The organism is Luteitalea sp. (assembly GCF_022842525.1).
Taxonomy (GTDB): domain Bacteria; phylum Acidobacteriota; class Vicinamibacteria; order Vicinamibacterales; family Vicinamibacteraceae; genus Luteitalea.
The window spans coordinates 16,926-33,401 of sequence record NZ_JALHPM010000059.1 but is presented as its reverse complement, the minus strand read 5'-3'; the positions used below and the strand labels follow the sequence as shown (position 1 = coordinate 33,401).

12 protein-coding genes are annotated in these 16,476 nt (G+C 67.7%); 6 read left to right on the top strand and 6 right to left on the bottom strand.

What is annotated here, in order from left to right; all coding sequences use genetic code 11:
• The coding region (locus tag Q0C41_RS13685) for a S8 family serine peptidase (protein ID WP_291984344.1) at positions 1-1,964 on the bottom strand (1,964 nt) is incomplete at its 3' end.
• A gap of 123 nt (positions 1,965-2,087) precedes the next feature.
• A complete protein-coding gene (locus Q0C41_RS13680; RefSeq protein ID WP_291984343.1) occupies positions 2,088-2,357 on the bottom strand; it encodes a hypothetical protein in 270 nt (89 codons plus the stop codon).
• A 476-nt stretch (positions 2,358-2,833) separates the two neighbouring features.
• Between Q0C41_RS13680 and Q0C41_RS13675 the strand changes: the two genes are divergently transcribed.
• The 4 genes from Q0C41_RS13675 to Q0C41_RS13660 all read left to right on the top strand — a co-directional run bounded on the left by Q0C41_RS13675 (position 2,834) and on the right by Q0C41_RS13660 (position 10,274).
• On the top strand, positions 2,834-5,263 hold the full coding sequence (locus tag Q0C41_RS13675) for a S8 family serine peptidase (RefSeq protein ID WP_291984342.1): 2,430 nt from the start codon (positions 2,834-2,836) through the stop codon (positions 5,261-5,263).
• A 321-nt stretch (positions 5,264-5,584) separates the two neighbouring features.
• Positions 5,585-5,956: a GNAT family protein gene (locus tag Q0C41_RS31425; RefSeq protein WP_367079214.1), complete on the top strand. Its 372-nt coding sequence runs from the start codon at positions 5,585-5,587 to the stop codon at positions 5,954-5,956.
• A 479-nt stretch (positions 5,957-6,435) separates the two neighbouring features.
• On the top strand, positions 6,436-6,843 hold the full coding sequence (locus Q0C41_RS13665; RefSeq protein ID WP_291984340.1) for a hypothetical protein: 408 nt from the start codon (positions 6,436-6,438) through the stop codon (positions 6,841-6,843).
• Between the two features lie 347 nt (positions 6,844-7,190).
• A complete protein-coding gene (locus Q0C41_RS13660; RefSeq protein WP_291984339.1) occupies positions 7,191-10,274 on the top strand; it encodes an ATP-binding protein in 3,084 nt (1,027 codons plus the stop codon).
• A gap of 35 nt (positions 10,275-10,309) precedes the next feature.
• Here the strand turns inward: Q0C41_RS13660 and Q0C41_RS13655 are convergent, their stop codons facing one another.
• The 4 genes from Q0C41_RS13655 to Q0C41_RS13640 all read right to left on the bottom strand — a co-directional run bounded on the left by Q0C41_RS13655 (position 10,310) and on the right by Q0C41_RS13640 (position 14,229).
• Positions 10,310-10,732: a type II toxin-antitoxin system VapC family toxin gene (locus Q0C41_RS13655; protein WP_291984338.1), complete on the bottom strand. Its 423-nt coding sequence runs from the start codon at positions 10,730-10,732 to the stop codon at positions 10,310-10,312.
• Complete coding sequence (gene vapB / locus Q0C41_RS13650; RefSeq protein ID WP_291984337.1) at positions 10,732-10,935, bottom strand: antitoxin; 204 nt, start codon at positions 10,933-10,935, stop codon at positions 10,732-10,734. The genes Q0C41_RS13655 and vapB overlap by 1 nt, the downstream gene beginning before the upstream one ends.
• Before the next feature lie 858 nt (positions 10,936-11,793).
• The gene (locus tag Q0C41_RS13645) at positions 11,794-12,537 is read right to left on the bottom strand and encodes a DUF4386 domain-containing protein (RefSeq protein WP_291984336.1); all 744 of its coding nucleotides are present in this window, start codon (positions 12,535-12,537) and stop codon (positions 11,794-11,796) included.
• Positions 12,538-12,750: 213 nt separating this feature from the next.
• Complete coding sequence (locus tag Q0C41_RS13640; RefSeq protein WP_291984335.1) at positions 12,751-14,229, bottom strand: pyridoxal-dependent decarboxylase; 1,479 nt, start codon at positions 14,227-14,229, stop codon at positions 12,751-12,753.
• 51 nt (positions 14,230-14,280) lie between these two features.
• On the opposite strand from Q0C41_RS13640, the gene Q0C41_RS13635 reads away from it, so the two are divergent.
• Positions 14,281-15,672 carry a PLP-dependent aminotransferase family protein gene (locus tag Q0C41_RS13635; protein WP_291984334.1) on the top strand — a complete coding sequence of 464 codons (1,392 nt, stop codon included), beginning with the start codon at positions 14,281-14,283 and terminating at the stop codon, positions 15,670-15,672.
• A gap of 93 nt (positions 15,673-15,765) precedes the next feature.
• On the top strand, positions 15,766-16,446 hold the full coding sequence (locus Q0C41_RS13630; protein WP_291984333.1) for a DUF4386 domain-containing protein: 681 nt from the start codon (positions 15,766-15,768) through the stop codon (positions 16,444-16,446).
• Positions 16,447-16,476 lie beyond the last annotated feature (30 nt).

The following is a 16,476-nucleotide window of genomic DNA, read 5'->3' as shown; positions in this document are numbered from 1 at the left end:
CATGCTCGTGCACGAGGCGTACGGCGCGCTCGCGGAACTCGACGGGATACTTGCTCGGTCGGGCCATGGGCTCCATCCTCTCTCTGAAAGAGCCCTCCGACAAACCCGGTCCGATTCAGGGTGTCGCCCCAGATGAGCGATTCGCCCCACACGAGCGTGTTCCCCCACACGATGTTCGACTGCCACGCCGGCACGTTGGTATAGATGGCGTCGCCGTAGAGCGCTGACTGACCCCAGATGATGCGGCGGCTCCACGGCAACGTGACCCCGCCGAGCGTGCTCGATTCGATCACGGGCATCGTCAGCCACCACGTCCCGAGGGCTCGTGACGGGTCGAGGCTCCTCGCGAGCGACAGCGCGCCCGCGCCGTTCAGGCCACCGGCGCCCTGCGTGAGCAGATCGAGTTCACGGCTCTTGTCCAGATCGTTGACCGCCACCGCGCTGAACTGCAGCATCGCCTTGAGCGCATTCGGCGGCAGATCCCGGCCGGCAGCCGGAAACGCGACGCGGTTGGCCTCAAGCAGCAGTGCCACGAGACCGGTGGTGGTGGCGGCCGCCATGCTCGTGCCGTACAGCTTCACAGCCTCGCCCGATATCGAGACGGTGCTCGTCCTCGCCAGAGTCGACCCTTCAGCGCTCGTCGAGTACAGGCCGTGTCCCGGGGCGAGCACGTCGGGCTTGGCGAAGCCGTCGTACCACGTGGGGCCACGCGAACTGAACGGCGACGCCGTGTCATCGCTACGGTCGGCGGTGCCGTGCACGTCAAGGCTGCCTGCGGTGATTGCGGAGGGCGCGTTACCTGGCGACGTGATGCCGGCGTAGCCCGATTCTCCGGTCGACGGGTTCTGTCCGTAGTTGCCGGCCGACGCCACAACGACGAGGCCGGCGGCCACGGCGTTCTCGACCGCCTGCACGAGCGGGTCGGTTCCCGCAGGCTCCAGAATCGGATGTCCGAGCGACAGATTGATGACGTGGATGTTCAGCGCGCGCTTGTTCGTCGTCAGGAACTCGATGGCCTTGATGAGGTTGCTCGTCGTGCCGGCGCCCGTTGCGTCGAGCACTTTGATCCCCACGAAATGCACCTTAGGCGCGATGCCCCCAAACGTCAGCGACGAGGCGCCGATGAGACCGGCCACGTGGGTGCCATGTCCGTAGTCGTCGATCGGCGTCGACGCCTTTCCGCTGCGGCCTGCCCGGGTCGTGAAGTCGTAGAACGCCGAGATGCGGCCCTCGAACTGTGCGGCGGTGCCGTCGATGCCGGAGTCCACGACCGCCACCCCGACGCCGGCGCCGGTCCGTCCGCTGAACTGGATACCGAGCGATCCCATGAGCGCATACCACTGCGCCGTCGACGCACTGTAGTCGGCGAAGAACGCCTGGGCCGCCGTCGACGTCGTCGAGTTCGTCGTGGCGCTCTTGGCCGTTTTGGTGGTTCCGGCGCCTGCGGCGCGCACGACCGTGTCCGCAGACACGCCGGCCACTGCATCGAGACCGGCGACGAAATCGATATCGTCTGGCGACAACTCGGCCACCAGCGACCGGTCGTCGGTGACCTTCACATGGCGGGCCTTGAGGGCCGCGCGAACCTCATGCTCGCGGCCGGGCAGCGCACGCAGAATCACCCCAACCGCACGCGATTCCTGTCGAGCCGCGTTCACGGCGCGATCCAGCTTGCCGTGCGAGACTGAGGGCTGCGCGAATCCGGTCGCGCCCGCCAGCAGTACGGCGACGCAGGCCAGGGCCCAGGCTCGCCAGGTCACATGCGGTCGAATCGAGGCAGTCACGATTGATCGTCCGTCATTAGAGTTCACCGGCGCGTAGCGTGATGCGTCGCACCCATTAGCCGAGCGCTGCAAACGCGCTGCCACCACGGCGGATGGACCGTAGAAAGAGCGCAAACCGTTGGCCGCGTGCGGCTTGCCTCGTTGCCCGCCGCCCAGAAGCAATTGATAGACTTGGCTCACGGACGGCGATCCACTCGAAAGTTCGGTGACCACTCCATCAAGCACGCGCCGCAATTGTGCCCTGCGCGTCTTCCGCGACGCGGGCTCGCCGCGAGCCGAAACTCCGGCGGATTCGCTTTCGGCTCAGCTCCAGTATCTCGGCTGCCGCCGTAAGAGAGTGCTGGCCAGCGGCGGTACGGCGGCGGAGATGGGCGGGTAGGCACGGCCCTGCAGCTCGCACCGCTGCACCACCATCTTCTGCCGCACGCAGCCGAGGCCGACGCGACGCGAAGGAGCAACGGCGGTCACCGGCGCGCACGTGCTGCCGGACGACCAGTGTGTGCCGATGTAGTAGAGCCGCGGCGTCGTCGACGCCGTGACGGCGATCAACGACGTGCCCGTGTCGCTCTCCACGCCTGCCACGCAGGCGAACGCGCCACCGGTCGCCGCTCCGGCATGAATCTGCGCGGGACAGCGCTGGCATTCCGTCGCGCGGTGGCCCGCACGACTGCTCGTGTGTAAGCAGCAACCACCGTGCTTGCACCGCGCAATGGCGGATTGTTGCACGACCGGTATCGACGCTGAGCGGAACTGTCGTGCATCTGTCGTTCGGTGGTGCCACAGATGGTGTGTGCCACTTCGGGACTCTGCGTTGATCTGAGACACGCGTCGAGGGTGGCCACGCACCAAGCCCGGAATCGCGCCGAATTCCCGCCCTCCTGACGCGCCACCTAGCCGGGCACGGCCCGCCAACCTGATCCGGAACGGCACACGCCTCAAGTTTCTCGCTGGATTGCCGACGCTGAGTTCCTGGCCTCCTAAGTCGTGTGTGATGAGTGTGTTGCAACGCGTCGCCCGCAACCGGCAGCGACTTTGCAGACTCGGTGGGCATGGCCCAATCTTCTATCCCTGCTCCCTCCGACAACGTCCGGCCGCATCGCTGGTCGCTCGGGAGCCTCTCGGCCCTGCTTGTTGTGACCCTCGTGGCTGGAGCCGGTGACGGCTTGGGCGCAAAGGCCAAACGAGCGACGCCCCGCCGGATCGATGCGCACCTGGCGGCCACGCTTGCGGGCGCAGGCGACGGTGCGACCGAACGCGTCATCGTTTCGGTGAAACCAGGTACCAAGTGGCGGCTGGCCAGCACACTCAAGGCGCGCGGCGCGACGCTGGGACACGACTTCGGTGTGATCGACAGCTTCACTGCCGACGTGCCTGCGGCGCTGCTTCGCGAACTGGAGGCGTCGGAGGACGTCGTCGCCATCTCCACCGACGCGCCGGTGACACCGATGAGTGTGACCGGCTTGTCTGGCGCCCCGCAGAACTCGACGTACACGCTCCGTCGCACCCTGGGCCTCGACTCGTCGGTCGATGTCGGAGCCTCCACGTCCGCGACCGTCGCGAAAGGTGCCTCGCTGACTTGGGCGCACACCGTGGCGGCGGGCAACAGCCGGCTGCTGCTCGTCGAGGTGTCGTCGTACGAGAAAGCCAAGCCAAACGCCACGTCAGTGACCTACGCCGGTATCGCCCTGACGCGCGTCGGCACGGTGACGAATGATGCGACGGTAAGTGTCTGGCGGCTCGTCGCCCCGCCGGTGGGAACCGCCAACGTGGTGGTCACGATGAGCGGCGCCGCATCTATCGCCGCCGGTGCCACCAGTCTCACGGGCGTGCATCAGACAGCGCCGCTCGGCGCGTTCGTTGCCGGCATCGGTGCCGCCGCCACGAAGGCCCTCGTCGTGCCGGCCGCCGCGGGTGACGTTGTGCTGGCCGCCGCGGGCAGCCGGGCCGTCGCGACTGAGGCACCGCTTGCGGCCCAAGGCGCGCGATGGAGCCACAAGTCCGGCACGGGCGGTAGCGAAGCGTGGGGCGCCGCGGCCTACGCACCGGGCGCGCCGACGGTCACGCTGGGCTGGACGACGTCGGGCTCGGGCACGGGCGCCTGGTCGATGGGCGCCGTCTCGGTGAAGCCGGCGAGTGCCGCCTTCAGCAGCCGCACGGGCACGGGCGTGACCGTGGCCGTCATCGACTCGGGCATGCTGCAGGATGGCGGCGGCACGGCCCGCATCAAGACGACGCGCGACTTTACGACCGGCAACGCCAACCCGCCGGCGGCCTCACCCCTCGACGGATATGGACACGGCACGCACGTCGCCAACCTCATCGGGGGCGATCAGGTGGAAGTGCGTGGCATGGCGCCCGGCGTGTCGTTCGTGAGCCTCCGCGTACTCAACGACTACGGTGTCGGCACGACGTCCAACGTGATCAACGCCATCCAGTGGGCCGTGGCCAATCGGGCCGCCTATGGCATCGACATCATCAATCTCTCGCTCGGCCACCCCATCTTCGAGCCGGCGGCCACTGACCCGCTGGTACAGGCCGTCGAGTCGGCTGTCCGCGCCGGCATCGTCGTCGTGACCTCGGCTGGCAACATGGGCACGAACCCCCTGACCGGCCAGGTCGGCTACGCGGGGATCACGTCCCCCGGCAACGCGCCGTCGGCCATCACGGTGGGTGCGGTCAAGACCTTCGAGACCACGAGTCGCGGCGACGATCTGGTCGCCGACTTCAGCTCCCGCGGGCCCACCTGGTTCGACGGCTACGCCAAACCGGACGTGGTCGCTCCGGGCCATCGGCTGCTCGCCGCCGCCACCACCACGCAAACGCTCTACACCATGCTGCCCACGATGCGGCAGACCATTGCCGGCCGCACGTACCTGCGGCTGAGCGGCACCAGCATGGCCGCCGCCGTGACGAGTGGTGCCGTGGCGCTGATGGTCGAAAGCACGCGCGCCACCTTCGGGGTCAGGCCGACACCGAATGCGGTGAAGGCCATGCTGCAGCATTCGGCACTTCCGATGGCCGAAGCGTCCGGCACGCCCTACCATGTGCTGGCGCAAGGTGCTGGGTCGGTGAACCCGGCGGGCGCCGCCGTCGTGGCGCAGGCGATCAACCCGCTCGTCAACGGGCAATGGTTGGTCTCGGGCGTGACGACCACGACCATCGTCGATGGCCAGAACATCGTGTGGGGCGAGAACATCGTCTGGGGCGAGAACATCGTCTGGGGCGAAGCCATCTACAAGAACTCGGCTGCCTGGGCGAACAACATCGTCTGGGGCGAGAACATCGTGTGGGGCGAGAACATCGTCTGGGGTGAAAACATCGTCTGGGGCGAGAATATCGTCTGGGGCAACAACATCGTCTGGGGCGAAAACATCGTCTGGGGCGAGAACATCGTGTGGGGCGAGAACATCGTGTGGGGTGAGGCGATCGTCCTGCCAAGCAGCACGCTGCAGAGCCACTTCACGACGGTTCAGCAGTGACGGCCCTTCGCATCAATCGAGGAGTCATGCCATGGAGTTGATGCCCCACCATGCAAACGTCAGCCAGGCGCCCGTGCTGCCGCTGGCACCGGATCCGGTCTCGCGCGTCGATTGGCGCGCGTCGCTGCCCGTGCTGTCTGGCCTCGGGTTCACGCTGCGCGAACTCGTCGCGTCCGATGCGCCGTCGCTTGTGGCCCACTTGACGCCGGACGACGTCACGCGCTTCATTTCACCGCCGCCGGCGAGTATCACTGGCTTTGAGCCTTCATTGCCTGGACCCACCGTGAGCGCGCGGCCGGTCGCTATGCCTGTTTCGCGGTCGTGCCCGCTGGACAGACCGCGGCCGTCGGTCTCTTCCAGGTGCGCCTCCTCGAGGGGCACGGTGGTGTTGCGGAGTGGGGCTTCATCCTCGGCGCCGCGTACTGGGGCTCGGGACTCTTTCTGGCTGGTGCCGAGCGCATGGTGGACTTCGCGTTCCACGTCATGGGAGTGGCGCGCCTCGAGGCGCGGGCGTCGACGAAGAACGGCCGCGGCAATGGCGCGCTGGCGAAGCTTGGGGCGGTGCGCGAAGCCGTGTTGCGGCACTCGTTCGAACGCCACGGAATCTGGCATGACCAGGTTCTATGGAGTCTCCTGCGACACGAATGGCGAGGAGGACGGCCACCGGCTGCTCGCCGCGTGTGCGTCCACTAACCGGTGCCCGGTATTCGCTAGCCGTGGACCGCACACGTCTGCCGTCTCCGTGTCGATGCTCTGGCTGACGGCTACTGACCAATGTTCGGGTTATTTGCGTTGCTCGCCGGATTAAAATCCCGGCGGAACGCCGCCCGAACGCCGCAGCATCGCGGGCGTACTGCACGCCGAGACCGCGGTGCCGCCTCGGGAGAAGCGCGCCGACGATCGTTTTGAGGCGCACTCGGCAGAACTTCCGCGAACGGTCGAGGTAAGATCGAGCCGTCGCCATGGAAGCCCCTCCGATCGATGCCGACGAAATGGCTCGCACGCTCGCGGCGATTCGCCGCGCGTCTGGGCCGTTCTGTAGCCGGCCTGACCCGGTCTTTCCCACGCACGCCATCTGCTTGGTGTTGGAAGCGCGCGGGCTCATCGTGCGCCGCCCGTGAGACGGCCGGTGGCTTCATCGAGTGGCACGTCGTCGACGGCGAGACGAGACCGTGACTCTCGAGCGTCGTCTCCTCTGGATCTACGCGAGCGAGAAGCTGCGGGACGCTGTCCGAACCTTGACGTTGCATCCCGGGGCGCTCCGCGCGCGTCTGCGCGCGTGCGCCGAACCGTTGGGGATGGTCCCGTCCCATGCGCTGCCGCCGTCGCTTGCGACGCGGAACGCCGCCATCTGGAGGGTACTGACGCGGCGCCTCGACGCAGAGGGTAGGCCGTCGGTTGGCCTCAGCCTTCGGGGCTTGCGAGAGACGACCCTGGTGCGCCTCGCGGAGGCGATCTATCGCCTGGACGCGGAGACGGCAAAGCTCGCCGAGCTCGCCGAGCTGGCCGATGCAGGCGAATCACGCCGTCGAGTCCGGGCTGTGACGCGGGAAAAGGAACGGCCACCGTTGCAGCGATGACCGCCCAAAGCGTGCAGCCTCAAGGATGACGGCCACGGCGCGCGCCGTGCCGCAGCGGATAGTGGTGCTCCTGCGTCAGCGGGTCAAGCGCTAACTCGGGCGCGGCTGCCATACTCACAGCAGAGCTGTCCTCGTCGTTACCGATGTCGTGATGCCCGGTCTTGGCGGCCAGGCGATGGTCGAATACCGCGGAGCGAGGCGCTGAAGCTGCCGGTAGTGTGCGTCTCCGGGGATTCGGTTGACGGTGTGCATTCTCGTGCAGCCCGCGGACTGCAGACGCAACGGTACAGCTTCACGCAGCTTCAGCCGATAGTCATGTGAACAGGGCGCACGTCGCCGCCCGAACGATGCTCGAGACCTACCGGCGCCCCTCCGTCCACGCCCTGCGCCCCCTCGCTTCGGCCGTCGTCCTTGGCGGAATTGGCCGACTTTTGCAGCTTGTCTCGCCGTCTCTCGGCGATGGCATCGTGCTTCGGCTCGACGAGCCGTTCTGGCTCCTGGCAGGCTGGGCGCTCGGCCCTGTATGGGGAGCTCTGGCCGCGCTTGTGGCGACGGGTGGTTCGGCCCCTCTTCCCTTGGCGTTGACGTTCGTGGCCGAGGCGCTGTGTTTCGGCGCGCTCGCCCGGCGGGGCGTCATGGCAGTTCTGGCGGTGGCGCCCTTCTGGATCGCCGCCGACGCCCTCGTGGCTGCTGGTGTCCTGGCGCTGCCGCTCGCGGCGACCGCGAAGCAAACGGTCAACGCGGTGTTGAGTGCAGTCGTCGCCAAGGGGCTGCTGATGGTCCCTGGCGCACGGCGCGGGTTGGGTCTTGCGCCCGAGGCGGCGGACCAATCGCTGCGCGACCTCGTGAGACGCGCGCTCGTGCCGGCTGTCGCGGCTTCCCTCGCATTGCTCGTGCTGGGACTGGGGCGCCTCTACGCGGATGCCCTCGAGCGCGCGGGAATCCAGGCCATGTCCTTGGCGGCCGACAACGTGGCCCTTCGGCTCGCCGACTACATCAAGGCCGCTGAGGGCGACGTGCGCCTGCTGACCGGGCATCTGTCACTGGATGCCGTCCCTGTGCAGGGACTGTCGCGCATTCTGCTCCTCCATCACGAGACCAGCGCCCCGCAGTTCCTGACGATGCTCGTCAGCGACGAGCACGGGCACGTGCTTGCCGCGTCGCGGCGCTACGAAGGCGCAGTGTCTGCATTGCCCGGTGGAGCGTCGGTCGGCGATCGCCCCTACTTCTCGGAGCCCGCACACACGGGCCAGCCATTCACGTCGAACGGCTTTCGCGGGCGGAACTTCGGCACCGATCCAATCGTCGCGATCAGCGCGCCCTACCGCGATGCACGAGGCCAGTTCGCAGGCGTTGTTGAGGGGTCGCTCGACCTGGGCCAATTCGGCGCGTGGCTCCAGCAATTCGCGCCGCCGGCAGGCGCATCACTCATGGTGATCGACGCCGCGGGACAGGTGGTTGCCTCGAGCGGGCCGGACAGGGTCGCGCTGCTCCAGGACGGCACGTCCCTGTCGCAGGTACGGACCTCGCAGAGCGGGCACGCGGCGCCCTTCTTCGATCCGGCCGATCAGGATGCCGCGTGGAGCCGTGCGCGGCATGTCGCGGTGCGGCGCGATATCGCCGAGAGCGGGTGGCAGGTGCACTTGCGCCAGTCGGTGCGGGACATGCAGGCGCCGCTCGTCGTGTTCTACTGGACCTGCACGCTCTGGTTGATTGCCTGCCTGCTCGTGGCCCCGCCGCTCGCAGGATGGGTGTCGCGCCGAATCGCGGGTCCTCTCGAGGAACTGGCGCACACGGCGCAGGCCATCGGCCGGTCGCCCGATGCGCCGGTGCCCGACGTGCCTCGCACCGCGCCACGGGAAGTGCGGCTGCTCCGGAACGAACTGGGCACGATGGCGGCAACGCTCAGCCACACCCTGGCGTCACTTGACCACAAGGTGCAGGAACGCACGGCGGAGCTCGCCGCCGCGACCGCTCGCAACGACACTGTCTTTGCCGCCGCCATGGACGGCATGGTGATGCTGCGGGGGGGCCGGATCGCGCAGGTTAATGACGCATTCTGCCGCATGACGGGCCGCTCGCGGGACGAGCTCGTGACGCTGGCCGTGCAGGACTTGGCCCCGGGTGTTCCGCCCGAGGTGCGAGCAGAACGGCGGGCGCAGCTCGCCAGCGCCGGTCAGGCGCGGTTCGAGGCGGCTCTGCGCACCCAAGACCGCGGCGACATCCCGGTGGAAGTCGTGGTCACGGCCGTGCCGCACGCACCAGGACACTCGTTTGCGGTCGTCCGAGACGTGTCTGAGCGGCAGCAGCTCGAGGCGCAGCTTCGCCAGTCGCAGAAACTCGAAGCGGTCGGGACTCTGGCGGGAGGCATCGCCCACGAGTTCAACAACGTCCTCGCGCTCGTGTCCGGCAATGTGGAGCTCAGTCAGAGCGAACTGCCGGCGGAACATCCGGTTCAGTCACATCTGTCGTCGGCCAGTCGGGCCGCCGCCAGGGCCGCCTCGCTGGTGCGGCGGATCTTGGCATTCAGCCAGGATCACGATGAACGCCGCGAACTCGTGCAAGTCGCGCCGATCGTCTCGGACGTCGCGACGCTGCTGCGTGCGGCCGTGCCGTCGATGATCGCCGTCCGCACCGAGATCGAAAAACAACTGCCGCCGATTGTCGCCGATCCGGCCCAGCTGCAGCAGGTTCTACTCAGTCTTGGAAGCAACGCCGCCGACGCGATGCCTCACGGGGGCGAGCTCATCATCCGGGCGTCGGCTCGGCGAAGTGGAGACGATCCCGGAACTCGGCGGGTGGAGCTCACCGTCACGGACACGGGCACGGGGATGAACCGCCAGACAATGGAGCGGGCGTTCGAACCGTTCTTCACGACGAAGCCAGTGGGCACAGGCACTGGCCTTGGCCTGTCTATGGCCCACGGTATTGTGACGTCCCACGGCGGGACCATTGAGATCTCTAGCCAGCCCGGTCATGGCACTGCCGTCCATGTATCGCTACCCGCGGCCACGCAAACGGTTGGGGCGCCGGTCCCGGCCGCGCCCGGATCGGGCTCGGCCCGCGTGTTGGTCGTGGACGACGAACCGGAGATCGTCGAGATCCTGACGCGCCAACTCACCTTGATGGGCTATGCCGTCGATGGCCGGAACGGGCCGCATGAGGCGCTCGACGCTCTTGGCGACGCATCGCAACCGTACGCCGCAGTGGTGAGTGACCTAGCCATGCCGACAATGACCGGCTTGGAGTTGGCGGAAGCCATCAGGAGGCTCCATCCTGACGTCGCCTTCGTGCTCTGCTCCGGGCGTCTCACGGATGCCGACCGGGAGCGCGCATCGGCGCTGGGCGTCGCCGGCGTGCTCGAGAAGCCCTTCAGCGGCCGCCGACTCGCGGAGGTGCTCGGGCAGGTGGTGCCGACCACGACGCATTGACTCGCCGAGTCGTGCGCGGGATTGCGACAGAGTGTTCAGCGAGAACGCCGCGTCGGCAGCGTCCAGTTCTCGAGCTTCAAGTCGCGCACCCGCTCGAACTCCGCCGTGTTGTTCGTGACCAGCGTGAGTCCCAGAGCTCGGGCGTGCGCGGCGATGAACAGGTCGTTGGCGCCGATCAGGACGCCCCGGCGCTTCAGGTCCGCCCGGATCTCCGCGTAGTGGAGTGCGGCGCCCTCGTCGAGATCCACCGCCTCGACGTAGGGGAGGAACGCCGCCAGGGCGGCGGCGTCATGCGCGCGGCGGGGCGACACCTCGACGCCGTAGAGCAATTCCGCCTTGGTGACCACGGACATGCAGACGTCGTCGACCGAGAAGGACTGCAGCCGCTTCAGCACCAGCGGATGCGAGCGCTTCATGATGTAGGAGCACGTGTCCGTGTCCAGCATGAAGCGGGGCATCACAGCTCTCGTTCCTGAACGGGCAGGTCCTCAACGTCGGCCATGAAGGTCGCCGATGCCACAGGTGCAGTGGCCAGGTACGTCTTCCAGTCATGCGGGCGAGGGGAGAGGATGACGTCGTCGCCGACCTTACGGATGAGGACCTCGTCGGTGGCGAACTGGAATTCTTTCGGCAGACGCACCGCCTGGCTGCGGTTGGTCATGAAGACCTTCGCGGTTCGGGACATGTCGGGCGCCTCCCGAAGCCAGTATGCCATATACACGTCGTATATGGCGCCGCGTGCGCAATACGTGCGTCCATCTCGGCTTTCGAGCGGTTCTGGCGGATCGGGAGGAAGCGGAATGCCCGTAAGTCCTTTGTTTTCAACAACTGGACGCAGTCCGAATCCCACCCTCTCCGCCAAACACACCTCCGGCGTGACGGCGCTCGCCGCTCATTAACAAAGACGCCCATCGGGGCGGACTTCTTGCGGCCTACGTCCGGGAGCGGCCTCTCCATTCCCCGCCCTGTCCGGCTTCGCCGGACTCGGGCCGACACGGTACTCACCGGCGAGGACGTCTGTCCTTTGCCAATCCCATTCGCTCGTTGTGGTGGCCGATTCGAAGGGCCAGAGCAGAAGGAAGGCAGAGCGTCTTGGTGCTGAGTGGTCCCGTTGAAGGCCGCGGGATATTGAGGTCCAGCGCGACGAACTCGTCGACCATCGCCGTCACCGCCCGCAAGGCATTTACCTGCGCCTGCCCTTGCGACTCGGCGTGAGCACTGATGCTCGGGAACGCCGGTACACGCACCGTCCAGCCGCCGGCGGCGCGTCGGAATGCGATAGCTCCGTAGCAGGCCAGCCGTACGTGGTCCAGGCCGTCTTCAGTCCCCCCTAGCGCCACGGCACTCCTGTTGTCGTCACAAGTGCGGATTGCACCGCGCGAGCCTGCGTTGGGTGCCGGCCTCGCCCGCAGGTTCTTCTCGCGTGCGCCAGACCGTCTCTCCGCCTTGCAGCGCGTCGCCCACGTGAGTCGATGGCATCTCTATCCTGCAAACCGCCTGGTCGCGTGCGTCACGGCGCTTATCGCCATATCGACGTCTCGGCCGCTATAGCGCGCGCCTTCCAGCGATCCTCGTTCACGCCGAACACAATGAGCCACACGACTTTCAGCAGCGCCCCGACGGCCGAGACGCCGAGGACAATGGGGGCCACGCTGGCTGCGAACGGCTCGTGCAGATACGTGAGCCAACCTACGCCGCCAACCACCGAGAACACGCCCAGAAACCTCGGCAGGAAGCCGGACCTGATAATGAGATACCCCAGCAGGATCGCGTAGATGCCGAAGAACACCATGGTGATCGTCTCGCCCCTGTAGTTCATGCGGAGCAAGAGCAGGCCCAGCGCCTGTAATTGCTCCGCGCTGAATACGCTCAGGTACTGGGCGCCGCCAAGGACGAGCAACGGGGAAATGAAGAACAGGCGACTCACGATCTTTATCGTACAGCCCACGAGGCCGAAGATCGCCGTAAGCCGCGACACACTCTTGCTCACTGGTTTAAGCAGGTCGTAGAAGAGCGCGGTCATCGCGATCTGGCACGCCATCTCAACCAGATAGGCGGCGAACCCAAGGCGATACAGCGACGAATGCGCCGCGATATTGGTCGCCGTCGCTGCGGCGTCACCGATAACGACCAGCCGGTCGCTCACAACTCCCTGGGCGAAGCCGCCCAGGAGCATCGTCAGCAGGTACAGGCCACCCGCGAGCCTGGCCTTTGCCCGCGGCGACATCTCCGTCAACTCATCCTGCGTTACTGTTGCGTTCATATGCGATCGTCCTAATGCGTGTGATCTCGAGTCACGCGCTGAAGAGAACCAGAAGGAGCAGAGCGCCCGGTGCAGGGACGCCTGCGGTTCGGCCGTGATACCTCGAACTCACTCTTCGAGCGCCCGGAGGGATTGCCAGTGTACGGTTCGCGCGCTGGGCCCAAGGCGACCGCGGTCGACCTGGCGTAACGGCGGGGAGTTTCGGACAACCCGTCATGCCTGCCGCCCTTGCGTGTGTCCGCGGAAGAGTTCGTCGACCGTCCACCGAATACTGTCCCACGCGCGAGCGACATGACCGCTCGACGTGCGGACGTGGCCGATCGCCAGGCGCAGGGTGAAGCGTCCCCGTAGTCGCGTCGACGACAGGAAGACCTCGCCGCGCGCGTTCACGCGTCGAAGTAACTCGGCGTTGAGCCGGTCCAGCGCGTCGGCGTCGGGCGGCGAATCGTGTGACGCCACGCGGAAACAGACGACGCTCAGGGACACGGGAGCCATACGCTCGAAGCGGCGGTCGGCGTCCACCCAGGCAGCGAAGGTCGTCGCGAGGTCCAGGTGCGCGGCAATGCGTGCCCGCAGGCCAGCCGTCCCGAAGTAGCGCAGTACCATCCACAGCTTCAGGGCGCGAAACCTGCGCCCGAGCGCGATACCCGTATCCTTCACGTTGCGAACGCCCGGCGGATCGCCTCCAGCGAGGTACTCCGGAGCGACGTGCAGCAGCTCGCGCAACACCTCGAACCGCCGGCAGTAGAAGACGCTGAGGTCCAGCGGCGTGAAGAGCCATTTGTGGGGGTTGATCACCACCGAGTCCGCGCGGGCTATGCCCTCGAACATCGGGGCGCATCGCGGCACCAACGCGGCCGGGCCGCCGTACGACGCGTCGACATGGAGCCACAGCCGCTCGGTGGCGCACACGTCAGCGATGGCCGCGACCGGGTCGACGCTGCCTGTGGACGTCGTGCCCACCGTCGCGACGACGGCCACTGGCAGCCAGCCCGCGCGACGGTCGGCGGCAATCTGGGCGGTCAGGTCGGCAGGGCGCAGGCGGAACCGGTCATCGACCGGCACAGTCCTCAGCGCCTCGTAACCCAGGCCCAGGAAGACGGCGGCCTTAGCTATGGAGGCGTGGGCGTGGGCTGAGGCGTAGACGCAGGGGCGGGCGAGGCCCGGCCGTCCTGCGAGTCCCCGCGCGCGAAACTCCGGAACGGCGGCGGCCACGGCCGCGGCTACCGCGTGCAGATTCGACGCGGAGCCGCCCTCGTGGCAGGCTCCCTCGAACTGGGAGGGCAGGCTCAGCAGCTGGCGGAGCCAGTCCAGCACCACGTCCTCGAGCTCGCTCGCGGCGGGCGAGGTGCTCCACAACATCGCCTGCTGATTGAGCACGGCAGTCATGAACTCACCCAGCACGCCTGGCCCGCTGCCCGAACTGGGGAAGTACGCCATGAAGCCCGGGTGATTCCAGTGGGTCACGCCCTGCATGAGTACCCGGTCGACATCGCCCAGAATGACGTCGAACGACGCGCCCTCCTCGGGCAGTTGAGCAGGCAAGGCGGATCGGACGAGGCCAGGGACCACCGCGTGGTGAACGGGGCGCTGCTCGACGGTATCGAGGTAGTGCGCCGCCCACTCGGTCAGGCGCGCCGCTGCGTCACGAAACTCCGCCGGGCTCATGTCCCCTGTGGATTGCGACGGCATTCGACACACCCTATCAGCGGTACTGGTCCTGTGATAAGGTCCAGGTCGACCATGGCGGAGAGGACCAGTCGGCGCCCCGAACTGTTGGTGAGGCTGGCGCGTGGATCTAGCGAACCGCTTCGCCAACAGATCGAGCGCGCGTTTCGCGAGGCGATTCGGTCGCAGCGACTCGGGCCGGGGTGCGCTGTGCCGTCAACGAGGACACTGGCGTCGGACCTGGGTTTGTCCCGAGGCGTCGTCGTCCAGGCCTACGACCAACTGATCGCCGAAGGCTATCTGCTGTCCACGCCGGGGGCGCCGACGCGGGTGTCGGGCGCGGTGCGTGCGCCGGCGCCCGAGCCGCCCGAGCCCGAGCCAAGGTCGGCCGAGATCGATTTCCGGCCAGGGGAGCCAGACCTTCGCGCATTCCCGCTGGAGGCGTGGCGCCGGAGCCTTCGAGCGGTCCTCTCCGATCTCGACCATCGCTGGCTTGGCTACAACGACCCGCGAGGGTTGGCCGGGCTGCGCACGGCCCTGGCCACGTACTTGGCCCGTGCCCGCGGCGTCGCGGTCTCCGCCCAGAACATCGTGATCTGCAACGGCTGCGCGCAGGGCCTCAGCATGGCCGGGCACGTGCTGCGCCGCCAAGGCGTGAGGCGTGTGGCGATCGAGGCGCCCGGACACCCCGACATCCGGCACATCCTCGCTGAGGCGGGGCTCGAGTGCGTGCCCGTGCCCGTTGACGACGAAGGCCTCCGGGTCAGCGACCTCGAGCCTCAGCGGGTCCGCGCGGTGGTCCTCTCGCCCGCGCACCAGAATCCCGTCGGCGGCGTGCTCGCGCCCCACCGTCGCCAGCAGCTCCTGGCGTGGGCCTCGCAGTCGGCGGGCGTCATCGTCGAGGACGACTACGACGCCGAGTATCGGTACGACCGCGTCGGCGTGGGTGCCTTGCAGGGACTGGCTCCCGAGCGCGTCCTCTACGTGGGGTCCACCAGCAAGATCCTCGCGCCAGCGTTGCGACTGGGATGGCTCGTGGCGGGCCGGCCGTTCCTCGAGGACGCCATCGAGACGAAGCGGCGTCTGGACAACGGATCACCGGCGATCGATCAGCTGACGCTGGCGCATTTCCTCGACGCGGGCGAACTCGACCGGCACATTCGCCGGATGCGCGTCCCGTACCAATGCCGCCGCGATGCGCTCCTGGCCGCCATCGCCCGACACTGTCCCCGGTGGCGGGTACGCGGTGCCGCGGCCGGCCTGCACCTGCTGGCGGAGTCGCCGGCGTCGGTTGACATCGACCGCCTCGTGCAGCGTGCCGCCGAGGCGTCGGTGCGGCTGTACCCCCTGAGCCGGTACACCGTCGGCGCGTCGCGCCGGGCAGGCCTCGTCTTCGGCTATGCGCGCCTGACCGAGCGTGAGATCGCCGAAGGCATGCGGCGGGTGGGACGGGCGCTGCGGTCCTGACCCGCCTGTGGCTGGTCCGGCCGTGTCGCCCGCAACTGGACCTTCCTCCCGCCCTGGCCCATCCGTTAGCCTGAGCCTTGAGGGGGAGGTGGCGTGACGTCGAAGCGGACGAGCCGTGTCACGGGACTGCTGCTCATCGTGCAGCTCGCCGGGCTCATCGTGCCGTTCGTCCTGTTGCTGCCCCTCGGGCGCGACTTCCTGACGACGGCCGCGCCAGCGGCGGGGGCGATTCGGACCGCGGTCATTGCGCTCTTCGCCAATGGGGGCCTGACGATCGGGTTGTCGTTCCTCGTCGCGCGAGTCCTCCGGAGCGGCCTGGACGCAGGATCGCTCTGGCTCGTATCGGCGGCCGTCATCATGAGCGTGCTCCAGGCGGTCGACAGCGCGTGCATCTTGTCGATGCTCGCCGTCAGCGACCGATTCGTGAACGCGACGCACCCGGACGAGACCCTTCGCGTGGCAGGGGACACGATTCGGACGGTCCGCCAGTGGACCCATACGTTCGCCATCCTGGCCATCGACGTGTGGATCGCGTCGATGTACGTGCTCCTGCAGCGACGGAAGGCCGTGCCGCGGGCGTTGACGGCGTTCGGCCTGTTCACCGTGGGGTTGCATTTCGTGGGAATCCCCCTCCGGAGTGTTCTCGGGTACGTGCCCTTGGGGACCTTGGGAATGCCGATGGCGCTGGGTCACCTCGCCCTGGCGGCGTGGCTTCTCACCCGTGGAGTGGCGCATGTCCACCCTCGGCCTGCGAATGCCGACGTGCTGGCGTGACCACTGCCGCTGCTGAAGACGCACACCATC